Origin of the sequence: Mycobacterium sp. (assembly GCF_036273375.1) — a bacterium.
GTDB lineage: Bacteria > Actinomycetota > Actinomycetes > Mycobacteriales > Mycobacteriaceae > Mycobacterium.
This window is the reverse complement of record NZ_DASUHS010000250.1, coordinates 1-12,832: the sequence shown is the minus strand read 5'-3', so window position 1 is coordinate 12,832 and position 12,832 is coordinate 1. Positions and strand designations below refer to the sequence as shown.

Genomic DNA, 12,832 nt, shown 5'->3' with positions numbered 1-12,832 from the left:
ATGTTCGACTAACCTCACTTTATTATTTGGTGAACTGAATCGAGGTCGGCACGTTGGGGCAGCGCACCCAGGGCTCGCTCAAGGGCAACTGGTATTTGCTCGGGCCCGCGTTTGTCGCCGCGATCGCCTACGTCGACCCGGGAAACGTCGCCGCCAACGTCAGCGCCGGCTCGCAGTATGGCTACTTATTGCTGTGGGTCATCGTGGCGGCAAATGTGTTGGCGGGGCTGGTGCAGTATCTGTCGGCGAAGCTGGGGCTGGTCACCGGGCGCTCCCTGCCCGGCACGATCGGCAAGCGGATGGGCCGCCCGGCTCGGTTGGTCTACTGGGCTCAAGCCGAACTCGTGGCCGTCGCAACCGATGCGGCCGAAGTAGTCGGTGGGGCCATCGCCTTGCACATCCTGTTCAATTTGCCGCTGCTGGCCGGCGGGTTGATCACCGGCCTGGTGGCCTTGCTGCTGCTGGGAATTCAGGACCGGCGCGGACAGATCATTTTCGAGCGGGTCATCACCGGCCTGTTGCTCGTCATCGCGATCGGGTTCGCGGCGAGCTTCTTCGTCAAGACGGCGCCGCCGGAGGAGATGCTCGGCGGGCTGGTGCCCCGTTTCCGCGGCACCGAAAGCGTGCTGCTGGCGGCCGCCATCCTGGGCGCGACCGTGATGCCGCACGCGGTCTACATGCATTCGGGCCTGGTCCTGGACCGGCACGGGCATCCCGCCGAGGGGCCGCATCGGCGCCTGCTGCTGCGCGTCACCCGTTGGGATGTCGTGCTGGCGATGACGGTGGCGGGCACGGTGAACGCCGCGATGCTGTTGATCGCCGCGATCAACCTGCAGCACCGCGACGTGAGCGCCTCCATCGAGGGCGCCTATTCCGCGATTCACAACACGCTGGGCGCGACCATCGCGGTGCTGTTTGCGGTCGGCTTGCTCGCGTCGGGTCTGGCGTCGTCGTCGGTGGGCGCCTATGCCGGCGCCATGATCATGCAGGGGTTGCTGCACCGGTCGATTCCTATGGTGGTGCGCCGGGTGATCACCCTGGTGCCCGCCCTGGTGATCCTGGCGGTGGGATTCGATCCCACCCGCGCGTTGGTGCTATCGCAGGTGGTGTTGTCGTTCGGAATACCTTTTGCGGTGCTGCCTTTGATCAAGCTGACCAGCGATCGCGAGCTGATGGGCGGCGACGTCAATCACCGCATCACGACGCTTCTCGGCTGGGCCGTCGGCGTATTGATTAGTCTGCTTAACGTGGTGCTCATCTGGCTGACGGTGACCGGCTGAATGCCGGCCCGCCGGCACCTCTACTTCGCATACGGGTCGAACCTATGCGTCCGGCAGATGGCGCGACGCTGTCCCGACGCCGCACGGCCGCGACCGGCGGTGCTGGCCGATCACGACTGGCTGATCAACCAGCGCGGCGTGGCCACCGTGGAACCGCTCGCCGGTAACCAGGTGTACGGGGTGGTTTGGCAGATCTCCGACGGTGACTTGGCGACGCTGGACAGCGCCGAGGGTGTGCCGGTGCGCTACCGGCGCGACGAGATGACCGTGCACACCGACGACGGGCCGGCGCCGGCCTGGGTCTACATCGACCACCGGGTGACGCCGGGTCCGCCCCGTCCGGGCTACCTGCCCAAGATCATCGACGGCGCCACGCAGCACGGATTGCCGCAACGCTGGGTCGACTTCTTACGCCGCTGGGATCCCGCTGGATGGCCCAGCCCGAAATCGTCTTCGGCGTCCGGTCTTGGGCCACAGTCATTTTCGGCATTGCTGAGCGAGCCCGGGGTGACCGAGATCAGCAAATTGCGTTCGCGTTTCGGCTTTTTCGCGATCCACGGCGGCGGCCTGGAAGAGATGACCGACGTGATCGCCGAGCGCGCCGCCGAAGCCGCCGGCGCCTCGGTGTATGTGGTGCGCCATCCGGATCGCTACCCGCACCACCTGCCGTCGGCGCTGTTCGACCCGGCCGAGTCGCCGCGGCTCGCCGAGTTCCTCGACCATGTCGATGTCGCCGTGTCGCTGCACGGGTACGGCCGCGATGGTCGCAGCACCCAGCTGTTGGCGGGCGGCCGCAATCGGGCATTGGCCGCTCACCTGACCCGGCACATCCAGCTGACCGGCTATCAAGTGATCACCGACCTCGCCGACATCCCGCCGGAGTTGCGGGGCCTGCACCCGCGCAACCCGGTGAACCGGGTGCGTGACGGCGGCACCCAGCTGGAGCTCTCGGCGCGGGTCAGGGGGATCAGCCCGCGCAGCCCGCTGCCGGGCGATGATGGTTTGTCGTCGGTCACCAGCGCCCTCACCCAGGGGTTGGCCGCGGCCGCCCGTAGTTGGTCAATGTCGGATCGTTGAACGGAGATTGTTGGTGGCCAAGGACTTTCGTTTCGGAATGAGCATGCGGTTCTACAAGTCGCGCGTGGCACTACTCGACAAGGCCAAGCGCGCCGAGGACGCCGGCTTCGACATTCTTTGTGTGCCGGACCATTTGGGGGCCGCAGCTCCATTCCCGACGCTCACCGCGGTCGCGATGGTCACCACGACGCTGCGGTTGAGCATGTATGTGCTCAACTCCGCGTTCTACAAGCCGGCCCTGCTCAGCCGGGACATGCAAGCCCTGGATCTGCTCAGCGATGGCCGCCTGGAGATCGGGCTCGGCACCGGTTACGTACGGGAAGAATTCGAGGCCGCGGAGATTCCGTATCCCAGCGCCGGCGCGCGGGTCGACTACCTCGAGCACATGACGAAGTACCTGAAAGAGCACCACCCTTCGACGCCACTCATCATCGCCGGCAATGGTGACCGGGTACTGACTATTGCAGCCCGCAACGCCGACATCATCGGGCTGACCGGCTCCAAGGTGCGCGACGTCGAGGACCCGTTCGCCGAACGCGTCGAGTTCGTCCGCAACGCGGCGGGAGAACGGTTCGACTCACTCGAGCTGAACCTGGCGATCACGGCAATGCCACGCGACGGCGAGACCGAGCCCGACCTCAAATTGACCCGCGCTTACTCGCCCAACCTGTCCGACGAGGAGATCCTGTCCCAACCCTCGGTCCTCAGCGGTTCCCCCCGCGAGATCGCCGACACGTTGTCCGCATACCGCGACAAGTACGGCGTGTCGTCCTTCACCGTGCAGGACAACAACATCGACAACTTTTCCAAGGTGATCGCCGAACTGCGCTGACCGCCGGGGCGATTACCTGGGGGCCTGCCGGTAAGCTCAGGCCCGTCCGCCCCCGTAGCTCAGGGGATAGAGCACGGCTCTCCTAAAGCCGGTGTCGCAGGTTCGAATCCTGCCGGGGGCACAGGCGGGAAACCGCAGTTCAGCGCTGATTTTTGATGCCCGCCGACTGGTCTTCGCTTGTTCTGGTCGGTGCTGTGGTCGGCGATTTTTTGGCATCAGATGGCTCGCATTGGCTCGGCGCTGGCAATCATTCGATCTCGATGAGGATTTTGACGTCCAGTGACGTCCGTCGCAGAGCGGCCGCGACGTCACGGCGATCGCCGGGCTGGGTCAATGGCGAAGTATTAGCAACCAGGCAGTGCGGCCCTCCCGGATTCCCCGATCTATCCCTTCCCTCAGAGCTGGGCTGCCGGGCGGAGCTGTCTCTCGGCAGCCACAGCTGAGGCCGCCGAACGGGTTCGGGGCGCTGCCGATCGGGTTCGGGTCAGCGCTGACTGGTGCCGCTCCCCCCACGTAAGCGCCGAGAGCGACAGCAGCACCGATCAAGATTTTCGTGATCCGTTGGAGGTGCTGATTCGTCATGTCATACCTCTTTCCTCGAAGCGAAGCGGTGAGACTTGATACCGAGAAATGCGCTCCGCGAGTCCGAATGCAGCAGCGCGGGTAGAATCAGACGTCCGTTGTCCTGTCGATGTAATTGCGCGCCGGGCAGTCGGCCCGCGTACACCGACCTCGTGATTTCACTTCCTGCGCCCAGCGTCCGGCGTCTTCGACTGGATCCCCTACGGATTCGGACCAAGGCGAGACGCCGCCTTGCCGGGTTAAATCTTGCGGTTCTCGGATTTGATCATCCAAGCGAGCTTCTCCAGCGAGTCGATGACTTCGTGGAGCAGATCGCTGGTACTCGGGTCGACGGCGTCCACCGCGTCGTGCACATCACGAATGGTGTCGACCGTTGCGTACGTCCGCGTGGTCACCAGATCGACGACATCGCCGGTGATTACCTCGTTGGCCGGGAACTGCGGCAGGCTCGTCGTCGCTGCGACGGTGTCGGACCGGCCATCGGGGACGGCGTCGAGGGCACGCATCCGCTCGGCGATGGTGTCGCTGGCCTCGCGGGCGGCGTCAACGAGCTCGTCGAGCTGCAGGTGCAGGTCGCGGAAATTTGAGCCGATGACGTTCCAGTGCGCTTGCTTGCCCTGCAGGTGAAGCTCAACGAGGTCGACTAGCACGCGCTGCAGACTGGCGGCCAGCTGTGGGGACGGCGTGAAGTTGTGGATTTCGTCGGCGTGACGACGGTTGCCACGCCGGTCGGCCTTCTGGGCTGCGGTCATGGTGGGGCATCCTTCCAACCAAATGAAATGAACTTGCTTGCGCTCACAAGTCTATAGTTGCTTGCGTTAACAAGCAACTACTCATGGGGAACCTCGGCTGTGGCATCGCCCACAAACGAAGAAGCGAAAAGTTATGTGGCCCGCCAGTCACACGCCGGGTGCGGACGTGGAATCCTCTGCGACGGCGATGCGTTCGAGCGCAGTGCCGAGGGCGCGCAGGTCGACACCGTGCAACTGATCCCAGCAGATACCGCCGGGCGCAGCCTATCGATCACTCTGACTTCGTCGTCTGTGAGCGCTGTTCTCGCGCGGCACGCGCTCATAACTCCGGACTTTGGCACTTGGTTGTTCGCGCAAGCAATGTTATGCTTGTCGGCGCAAGCAAATTCCAACGAGATGGAGAGCCCCGTGACCACCCGAATCCTGGCCCTGGTGGGAAGCCTGCGTGCCGGCTCGTACAACAAACAGCTCGCCGAGGCGGCCGTCAAATATGCACCCGACGGCGTCGACGTCGACATCTTCGACAACCTGGCCGACGTGGCTTTCTACAACGAAGACATCGACCGCCCGGGCGCAGTTGCGGCCGCAGACTGGCTTCGCGTCGAAGTTGAGTCCGCCGACGCGCTGTTACTCGTCACCCCCGAATACAACGGCACCATGCCGGCCTCGCTCAAAAACGCCATCGATTGGATCTCGCGACCCTACGGAGCCGGGGCGATCAGCGGAAAGCCGTTGGCTGCCATCGGCGTATCGAATGGCCAGTACGGCGGGGTGTGGGCCCACGACGACACTCGCAAAGTAGCGAGCATCGCCGGCGCAAGGGTGCTCGATGACGTCACGCTGTCGGTGCCGCACGGATCGACCCGATTCGCGACCATCCACCCCGCACACGACGACGAGATTGCCGACGCGATGCCCACCATCCTGGCCGCTCTCGCCGCCGCGGTCGACAACCGTCGTCAGGCTGTCGCGGAGTCATAAACCGGAATTCACGGACAGGAGGTAGGTATGTCAACAGTAAGGCTGCTTGACATCGAGGAGATCGAGCGCGAGGTTTTCACCAGATGGGACATCACCGGCGGAAGCCGGCAGAGCCGAACGCATCGCAAACGACGCCCTCTCGGCGCTCCGACAACGACATGCGGAGATCTCCTCGGTCCACGAGCAGCCGCCAACGAAGGGCGATACCCGTTCAGGCCGTGATGTATCGCCCCATCGGGGTGTCTGGTGATGGTTGACCAGGAACTGCATGAGGATCTCCGCTAGCGGCAGCCGCAATGCGTTCGAAGGCATCGCCGATTGCGTTGAGGTTGACACCGTCGAGGTGATCGAATAGGTGACGGCGCAGGCTCGCGACATGGGCGGGGACGGCTTGTTCCAATCGGGTGAGCCCGGCATCGGTGAGCACAGCGTTGTAGGCCCGCGCGTCGTGGGATGACTGCTCACGGCGGACCAACCCCTGGGCCTCCATCCGCCCGACCGTACGGCTAATCGCGCTCAACGACTGCTGGCAACGCCGGGCCAAATCGCTGAGCCCTAACGTGCGGTCGGAAGCCTCAGACAAAAACATCAACGCGACGAATTCGGCGTGCGACATGCGATGCTCGCGCTGCAAGTCGACATCGAGTTGCCGCATCATGGTGACAAAACCCGGGTGCAACGAACGAATCACCCTGAATTCACCCGCGCTGAGCGGGGTCACCCCATCGACCTTCGTACTTCGCGTTCTCTTACTGCCCGGTTTACCAGCTGCCACGAGTCTCAACATACGTAGTATCTGTTCGCGCGAGCAAGTAAAGCGCTGCTTTGCGCACTGAGCACGTCCCCTTGTCAGGCGGCGGCTAATCCCGGCAGCAGAATGGCGACCAATCCGTTGGCGTGAGCGTCGATCCACGCGTGGCTCTTCGGATCCTGGCCAGTGAGAAGGCGGACTTCGGGGGCGTTGACATACGGCAGCGATGCAGCGCCGATGAGTACGTAGTGCAGGATCGAGCTGTCGATGGGTGCGGCAACCCCCGCGTCACGAAGGATCTGCCATGCCGGCCTAATGGCATCGAAGACTGGCTTCACGTGGGTTTCGGTCATCCATGTCAACCGGTCGCTCTCCGCCGTGCCCTCGTGGACAATGATCTGGTTTAGTTCGGGGTGCTCGGCGGCGAATCGCACGAACCGACGAATCGCGTCCGCAAAGGCAGCACTGAGTTGCGGTGTAGCGACCTCGGTCAGCGTCGCGACATACGGACATGCTTCCCGCGGGACCAGCAGTCCCACCAGTCAGGTGTCCGCCGTCAGGGGTCAACCCCACACAACACGAGTGTCAACGATCAACCGAAACCAAAACGTCAACCATCAACCGACTCTGAACAGGGGCACCGACCGAGCTGTATGACCTCGGCTGACGCTTGACGTTTTAATTCCGCGTGATGATCGTCGATTCGCTGAATCAAACCCCCGCGATGGGCCGGTCGCGTAGTCTTCCCGCTCACTCGCATCTGAATGAGGGGAGACGCGAATGGGCACCAGCCGAGCCATCATCAATGGCATCTACGACCAAGTGGATCTCGAACATTTCAGCGACGTCATCGTCGCAAAGGTAGACCTGCGCAACCCGGACCGTCAGGAACTCAACTGGCTCCTCATGGGCACAGTCGTGTTGTGGAATTACGATGGCTCCAAACAATATGCCGAAGCCCGGCTTCTTTACGATGCGAACATCGAACTTGAAAAAGTAAGGATCTATCTGAACGAATGGGATAATTCAGGCATTACGCTCGTCGCCGGACTCACCACCACTCGCGACGAAACGGTCACCCTGGCATGTAACACCTACAAAGGAGGCGCTTTCGGGGCACGCGTAGTCGCGTTGAGCGTCGACTACCTCGAATTTCAATAGGTGCGCCGCCGAAGGTCCGGACCGGCCCTGACCATACCCAGTCCCCGCTGTCCATGGCCGCGCCACGCCGTTGCGGACCACGGGCCCGCGTCATAGTTGTCGGGCCACCCCTCTCTCCGGTCGGGCTCGTGGCCCTCGCGTGGTGAGCCAGCCGTCGATTCGTTCGGCGACTGTCTAGAACAAGGCTTCAGCGTGGTTTCCCCAACATGGGCCACATCATGATGCTGGAGACTCGATGGCATACAGCGAGCCTTTCCCTATCGGGTCGCGGGCCGCACATACGTCGGCGCCTTCGAGGACCAGTGTCGGCGTTTGGGTTACGCGCTTGGGCCGACCAGGCTCAACAGGCGCATATCCACGCTGAGCGCTCGATAAGCCTGGAGTCGACTGACGAATCGCTCAACCGTCGACTCGGAGTGTGCGCACAGAAAACAATTAACGCACGTGTAACGTTTATTCCTCGCGAATAGGGCAATGTCATGAAAACTGCGAACGGGGGTGCTTGGCGTGGTGTTGAACTTTTTGACCGGTTCAAAACGTGGTGGCACAGTGGCCGCGGAAAGCTTCCAAATCGACCGCATGCCGCGCGGCGGACCGGACGCCTCGTGGCTGGACCGGCGGCTGCAGACCGATCGTCTGGAATATCTCGACCGCGACGACGTCGACGATCTGAAACGCAAGGTGGTCCGCAACCTAGACCGCATGGAGAGGATTTCCGGTGCGCAGAAGAAGTTTGCGCGCATCGCGCTCGATGAGGTCGCGGAGGTGCCCGATCCCAATATCGTCGAACTCGGTGCCGGCCACGGCGGGCTATCGCGAGCTCTGCTGGAGATGCATCCCACCGCCCAAGTGACGGCTACCGACATCGATCCCACGTTTGTGGCCACCATCGCCGCAAGTGACTTAGGCAGGCACCCGCGGGCGGTGGTTCGCGCGATGGACGCCACCACCATCGACGCGCCCGATGGACACTACGACCTCGCTGTGTTCGCGTTGTCGTTGCACCACCTCCGGCCGCCGCTGGCCGCCCGAGTGTTCGCCGAAGGCACCCGCGTCGCGAGGAAACTGCTGATCATCGACTTGTCGCGTCCGCCGTCGTTAGTGCACATCGCGCGGTTGTCGCTGACCCTGCCGTTCGCACCGATATTGCCGGTACCGCATGACGGATTCATCAGCGGGCTGCGCGCCTACAGCCAGTCGGCGCTGAGGACGTTGGCACGGTACGCCGACCCGGCGATCAAGGTCGAGCTGCGGGGTGGCAAAACTTTCAGGCCACAAATCGTGGTGGCGAGCCGGTAGCCGTAAAGCATTGTTCAGCCACGCTCAACTCCTTCATGCAGGGAGTGGGATCAGCTGAAGTAACTGTCAGCATCAGCCGAAACTCTGCCACGCATGACCCGACGACAAAATGTCGAGCATCAAACGACGTCATATGACTGACAGTGGCCCGGCACGACTCGAACGTGCGACCTAGGATTACCTGTCGGCCGTTCTAACGATTGCAATAGATTGATGTTGCCGTTGCGGCGCAACGTCTTTCGGGGGATTACCGTTGCCAAGGATTGAGGCTAGTTCTCGTTGCCTGACCCGCGGTCACCACAGCCTTGGACCTTGTTGATGGGAACTCTCGCCTGCACTGGGTCACCTCACTGCGGGCCCCCAGCAACGAACGACCAACATGAACCGAGCTGTGCGATTTTCCAGTGTTCCCGGGTCACATGGGAATAATCTGCGGTTTATGAAACGAGGAATCGTTGGGTCAGCAACGATCATGCTGGTGTCCGGCGGTTTGGGCGCGGCAGGTTTGGGACTGGGTGCTGGTACCGCCCATGCCTATACCTATGGCCCATTCCAATGGTGTCCGGGACAAGCTATGCCGAATGATCCACCACGGTCGGATACAGACCTAGTTTGGGACATGGGTGTCTGCCACACCTACTACTTCGACTACGACGTGCGGACTACGGCTCCTGCGCACTATTGGGAGGGACCTAACCTATTCCCAACTCCAATCCCGCCGCCTCCGCCGCAACCGTTGCCAGCTGATTGCCCCCCGTGGTCACCCATCTTGGCCCCCTCGCGGTGCGGTGGCCTCTAGTAGGCGTGCCGTGCTCACGACCGGATCCGCTAAGTTGCGGGTCGCCCGCTCACAGCCGATCGAAACACCCGGTTATAGCCATCGTTTGTTCATCCATTAGGACTAAAACAGTGCAGGATTACCGATAGCCGTTGACACGGTAGGCTATCGAAAGATATTGCGCTACACCGACTTGCGATAACAAGTGAGCAGCGTCAAGACCAGTCGGCTCTCCGAAAGCCGGAGTCGCAGGGTCGAATCCTGCCGGGGCACCATCTGAAGAAGGTAAACGCAAGCCCATGCAATATTTGTGCACTATCTCCTCCCTTCAGGCGGTTCAGAATCACGTGGACCCGCTCGTCATTCCCGGCGTAACCAGCTGCCTCGATAATTACTAGAGGGAACTACGAGGCCACACTGGTCTCATTGTTCCGCGCTTGTAAGAGGGCCAGCCGGGAAACGCTGAGTGCCATGACCGGAGCGCCGCTGGTCCAGCACCGGCGACCGAGTCGGTGGGCCCTCATCGGTTGATTTGTTGTCGGGCTGTCGGTCTAAGCACAGCTTTTCGTCGTATGGATAGACATCCGAAAATGACGACTCAGGAGAACGCAATGAACATCATCAGACTCAACGACGCCGCACGCCAACTGATCGGTTCCGACCCTGCAACGCTGGTCACGATCAATCGCGACGGCAGCCCGCAAGTCAGCCTGGTCTGGATGACGGTGCAGAGTACCGCTGACGGCGGTGATGAGCTGGTCACCGCTCATCTGTAGGAGCATCAGAAGATCCGCAACACATTAACCAGAAACCCCCAAAGCGAAGCTAACTGCCGCGGCGGCCCGACTTGATGATCTCGAGGCGTTCCCTGAGCAGTTCGTCGAGTTCCTCGATCGAGCGGCGTTCCCGCAGCATGTCCCAGGGTGTGCGTGGCACCTTGACCTTCTTGGGTTCGGCCGGGTCACCGCCCTCGATCAGAGTGCCCTCCATGCCGTTGCGGCACAGCCAGGTGCCGGGGATCTCAGCGTCTTCCGCGAAGGGAACCTCAAACTCGCCACCGTTCTCGGTCCGATACCGCGCGACCTGACGTGGCGCGAGGCTGTGGTTGCGGTCAGCCTCGTAGCTCACGAATCCGAGGCGACTGCCTCTCATGACGCGATCAGCCATCATCAACGCTTCCCTGACGCTCCACTTGATCGGCAGCAACGCGCATCCGACCCGACATTTCAAGCAGATGGTGCTCCCCCACACCTTCGGGCAGGGTGTAGGCAAGTTGTCGTAACTCGAGGGCGTAGTTGCGCAAGTCCTGGCGGAGCTGCGCCTCTAAGGTGGGCATAATTTCTTCCTGGGGCAGGGATTTACTGAGACGCACGGACTTCGACTTGGAGTTTGATGCCGTCCAGCTGTCTATCCGAGATGCACCGGGGGTGTTTTCTAGCGTCTCCCAACCGCCCCCGCCACCCTACTCCGCTGGCGGGCTAACCACTTTGCGCCGGCATATTCGTAGGACGGCCGGTACAACATTCCGAGGGCGGCCCCGCCTACCTACCCAACCTGGACCGGGACAATGACGGCATCGCCCACGAGTCCTTACGTAACGTCAACGCGGTACCAGCCGACTTAACCTCCATGAGGACCAGCAGGCTTGTTCGGCTCATTGTCTTGAGCTTTTCCTTTGCGTTCGTCATCACCGCCGCTGCGGGGCCGGTCGTGGCCGCCGTAGCATGCGCCGCGGCGTTGATTTCCGCGCTGGCGACGGGACGCAATGACGCGGCCCGGCGCGCCGAGGCAGCAGAATCCGAGGCAGTCGCGGCGACGCCAGAAGCCAAGGCGGCAGAAGCAGTAGTTGCAGAAGCCGAGGCAGTGATATTACGGGCCCGATTACGCCTGTCTGGAGAAGCCGCTTGGTGACCCTGGTGAAGTGCGTGCCATCCGCGCACTTACCTAGCCTCGCGCCATGTGTGACACCGACGATTGACTTCGAGCTGCGATTAGTGCCGGCGCTTTTGGTCGCGAGCGGGACTACGTGAAGCACATTCGACTTACCGCTCTTGTTCTGACCCGCAAGGAGGTTGACATCAGTCAGCGGCCAATGCTCACGCCACCGCTGTCAGGCCGGGACGTTCCGCAGCCGCCGGCGCCGCCTCAAGTTCGGTGCGCACGGCCGCGGTCACAGCCCAACAGCACCTACCGGTTGCGCAAGTTTCACGATTTCCCGTGTAACCAACAGCGCAGGCATCTACGCTCGAATCGACGAAGTCGGGCAACGTCACCAAACAGCATCACCAATCCCGGAGGTTCGGGCGAGCATGTTGTCCCGCGCATCTCACGGCCACGACGGCGTTCAACAGTCGCGTGTAGTAGCCGTCTCATGACCGCCCAGTCGCTGAGCCAGCATCTGTACGGATTTGCCGCCGAGTTCCACCAGCTGGCTTTCTGGCGGTGATGTCATGGACGCGGCGGGCTTCTTTTACATTCTCTTTCTCGTTTTCTTTGTCGCTATTGGTGGAATTGTGCTCGGCGCGTTGGTCGTTCAGACGAGGCCCGCCAAGGCGAGGGCCGCCAAGGCGAGGACTCGAGCCGCAACGGCTAAAGCAGCCGCACGCGACGCCGATGTTCGCCCTGCCGGACTCGAGATCGAGGTGGCCCCGACCGACGACTCCACCCCTGCGCCGAACTCCAACGGGGTTACGCCGCCAAGCAAGTTGGGAACGCAAGGTAAGGCAGCGACGCTGACCGAGCGCTCCAAGCTGTATTGGGATTTCTGGGAGCAATTCCTCAACCGCGTAGGCGCGGAGCACCCCGGCTGGACAAAGAGGAAAACACCGACACGCGCCTCGCGATACAACCTCCCTACCGGCACGAGCGCGGTTTCCTACTCGACCGCCTTCACTCACCAGGGTCTCGGCGTGCAGCTTTACTTCGGCAGTCCCGATCCCAGAATCAATTTGGGCCGGTTCGAGGCACTCCGCGCGATAAAACGTGAATTCGAGGGCGTTCTGGGCCAGGTCGCCGAGTGGGACGACAAGCCCGGTAAGAAGGCCGCCGCAATCTGCGTCACATCGCAGTTCGACGATGTTGCGGATGTGGATCTGTGGCCCGCGATGCTCGACTGGGCGCTGGATCAGCATCAGCGGTTCAGGCAAGCGGTTGAAGCGGTCGGTGGGCTCGGGAGACTGAAAGAGACGATGCCTTCCATGCGTTTTGCGGAAGCTGGCTAACTGAACTGCGGGGGCTCCTACCGTCGGTGCACGTAACGGATGCGCTGCTGGAAAACCCGCGAGCTAACCGATTGGGACACAACCCGCCACCGGAACGTTCATCGAACCGGCCTAAGTG

General features: G+C 62.3%; 12 protein-coding genes, 1 tRNA gene and 1 pseudogene. 9 read left to right on the top strand and 5 right to left on the bottom strand.

The window, feature by feature from the left end:
• Nucleotides 1-38: 38 nt before the first annotated feature.
• The 4 genes from VFW69_RS22235 (at nt 39) to VFW69_RS22220 (ending at nt 3,310) form a co-directional block, all read left to right on the top strand.
• On the top strand, nt 39-1,280 hold the full coding sequence (locus VFW69_RS22235) for an Nramp family divalent metal transporter (protein WP_526504778.1): 1,242 nt from the start codon (nt 39-41) through the stop codon (nt 1,278-1,280).
• Entirely contained in the window at nt 1,281-2,357 is a 1,077-nt protein-coding gene (locus tag VFW69_RS22230) for a poly-gamma-glutamate hydrolase family protein (RefSeq protein ID WP_526504651.1), read from the top strand.
• Between the two features lie 7 nt (nt 2,358-2,364).
• Nucleotides 2,365-3,189, top strand: coding sequence for an LLM class F420-dependent oxidoreductase (locus VFW69_RS22225; RefSeq protein WP_526504649.1), 825 nt, complete (start codon nt 2,365-2,367; stop codon nt 3,187-3,189).
• A 48-nt stretch (nt 3,190-3,237) separates the two neighbouring features.
• A tRNA-Arg gene (locus tag VFW69_RS22220) sits at nt 3,238-3,310 on the top strand.
• A gap of 700 nt (nt 3,311-4,010) precedes the next feature.
• Here VFW69_RS22220 and VFW69_RS22215 read toward each other — a convergent pair.
• The gene (locus tag VFW69_RS22215) at nt 4,011-4,523 is read right to left on the bottom strand and encodes a Dps family protein (protein WP_526504647.1); all 513 of its coding nucleotides are present in this window, start codon (nt 4,521-4,523) and stop codon (nt 4,011-4,013) included.
• Nucleotides 4,524-4,931: 408 nt separating this feature from the next.
• On the opposite strand from VFW69_RS22215, the gene VFW69_RS22210 reads away from it, so the two are divergent.
• Nucleotides 4,932-5,504 carry an NADPH-dependent FMN reductase gene (locus VFW69_RS22210; RefSeq protein WP_526504645.1) on the top strand — a complete coding sequence of 191 codons (573 nt, stop codon included), beginning with the start codon at nt 4,932-4,934 and terminating at the stop codon, nt 5,502-5,504.
• 211 nt (nt 5,505-5,715) lie between these two features.
• Here VFW69_RS22210 and VFW69_RS22205 read toward each other — a convergent pair whose 3' ends face one another.
• Both VFW69_RS22205 and VFW69_RS22200 read right to left on the bottom strand, forming a co-directional pair.
• Nucleotides 5,716-6,291 (bottom strand): MarR family winged helix-turn-helix transcriptional regulator, encoded by a 576-nt coding sequence (locus VFW69_RS22205; RefSeq protein WP_526504643.1) that lies wholly within the window; start codon nt 6,289-6,291, stop codon nt 5,716-5,718.
• A 62-nt stretch (nt 6,292-6,353) separates the two neighbouring features.
• Nucleotides 6,354-6,794: a hypothetical protein gene (locus tag VFW69_RS22200; protein WP_526504641.1), complete on the bottom strand. Its 441-nt coding sequence runs from the start codon at nt 6,792-6,794 to the stop codon at nt 6,354-6,356.
• A 241-nt stretch (nt 6,795-7,035) separates the two neighbouring features.
• Here VFW69_RS22200 and VFW69_RS22195 point away from each other — a divergent pair, with 241 nt between their 5' ends.
• The 3 genes and pseudogenes from VFW69_RS22195 to VFW69_RS22185 all read left to right on the top strand — a co-directional run.
• Nucleotides 7,036-7,416: a hypothetical protein gene (locus tag VFW69_RS22195; RefSeq protein WP_526504639.1), complete on the top strand. Its 381-nt coding sequence runs from the start codon at nt 7,036-7,038 to the stop codon at nt 7,414-7,416.
• A 579-nt stretch (nt 7,417-7,995) separates the two neighbouring features.
• A complete protein-coding gene (locus VFW69_RS22190) occupies nt 7,996-8,715 on the top strand; it encodes a class I SAM-dependent methyltransferase (RefSeq protein WP_526504776.1) in 720 nt (239 codons plus the stop codon).
• 1,398 nt (nt 8,716-10,113) lie between these two features.
• Nucleotides 10,114-10,266, top strand: a pseudogene (locus VFW69_RS22185) (PPOX class F420-dependent enzyme); the annotation flags it as partial.
• Between the two features lie 52 nt (nt 10,267-10,318).
• On the opposite strand, the gene VFW69_RS22180 reads toward VFW69_RS22185, so the two are convergent.
• On the bottom strand, nt 10,319-10,660 hold the full coding sequence (locus tag VFW69_RS22180; RefSeq protein ID WP_526504774.1) for an RNA polymerase-binding protein RbpA: 342 nt from the start codon (nt 10,658-10,660) through the stop codon (nt 10,319-10,321).
• Nucleotides 10,653-10,829, bottom strand: coding sequence for a hypothetical protein (locus VFW69_RS22175; RefSeq protein WP_526504637.1), 177 nt, complete (start codon nt 10,827-10,829; stop codon nt 10,653-10,655). Before VFW69_RS22175 ends, VFW69_RS22180 begins: the two co-directional genes overlap by 8 nt.
• 1,114 nt (nt 10,830-11,943) lie before the next feature.
• On the opposite strand from VFW69_RS22175, the gene VFW69_RS22170 reads away from it, so the two are divergent.
• Nucleotides 11,944-12,714, top strand: a complete 771-nt coding sequence (locus VFW69_RS22170) for a DUF4268 domain-containing protein (protein ID WP_526504635.1) — start codon at nt 11,944-11,946, stop codon at nt 12,712-12,714.
• Nucleotides 12,715-12,832 lie beyond the last annotated feature (118 nt).

Coding starts and splice junctions, on each gene's coding strand:
- VFW69_RS22230 (WP_526504651.1), top strand. CDS start 1,281: ATGCCGGCCCGCCGGCACCTCTACTTCGCATACGGGTCGAACCTATGC.
- VFW69_RS22215 (WP_526504647.1), bottom strand. CDS start 4,523: ATGACCGCAGCCCAGAAGGCCGACCGGCGTGGCAACCGTCGTCACGCC.
- VFW69_RS22205 (WP_526504643.1), bottom strand. CDS start 6,291: ATGTTGAGACTCGTGGCAGCTGGTAAACCGGGCAGTAAGAGAACGCGA.
- VFW69_RS22195 (WP_526504639.1), top strand. CDS start 7,036: ATGGGCACCAGCCGAGCCATCATCAATGGCATCTACGACCAAGTGGAT.
- VFW69_RS22190 (WP_526504776.1), top strand. CDS start 7,996: ATGCCGCGCGGCGGACCGGACGCCTCGTGGCTGGACCGGCGGCTGCAG.
- VFW69_RS22180 (WP_526504774.1), bottom strand. CDS start 10,660: ATGGCTGATCGCGTCATGAGAGGCAGTCGCCTCGGATTCGTGAGCTAC.
- VFW69_RS22175 (WP_526504637.1), bottom strand. CDS start 10,829: ATGCCCACCTTAGAGGCGCAGCTCCGCCAGGACTTGCGCAACTACGCC.
- VFW69_RS22170 (WP_526504635.1), top strand. CDS start 11,944: ATGGACGCGGCGGGCTTCTTTTACATTCTCTTTCTCGTTTTCTTTGTC.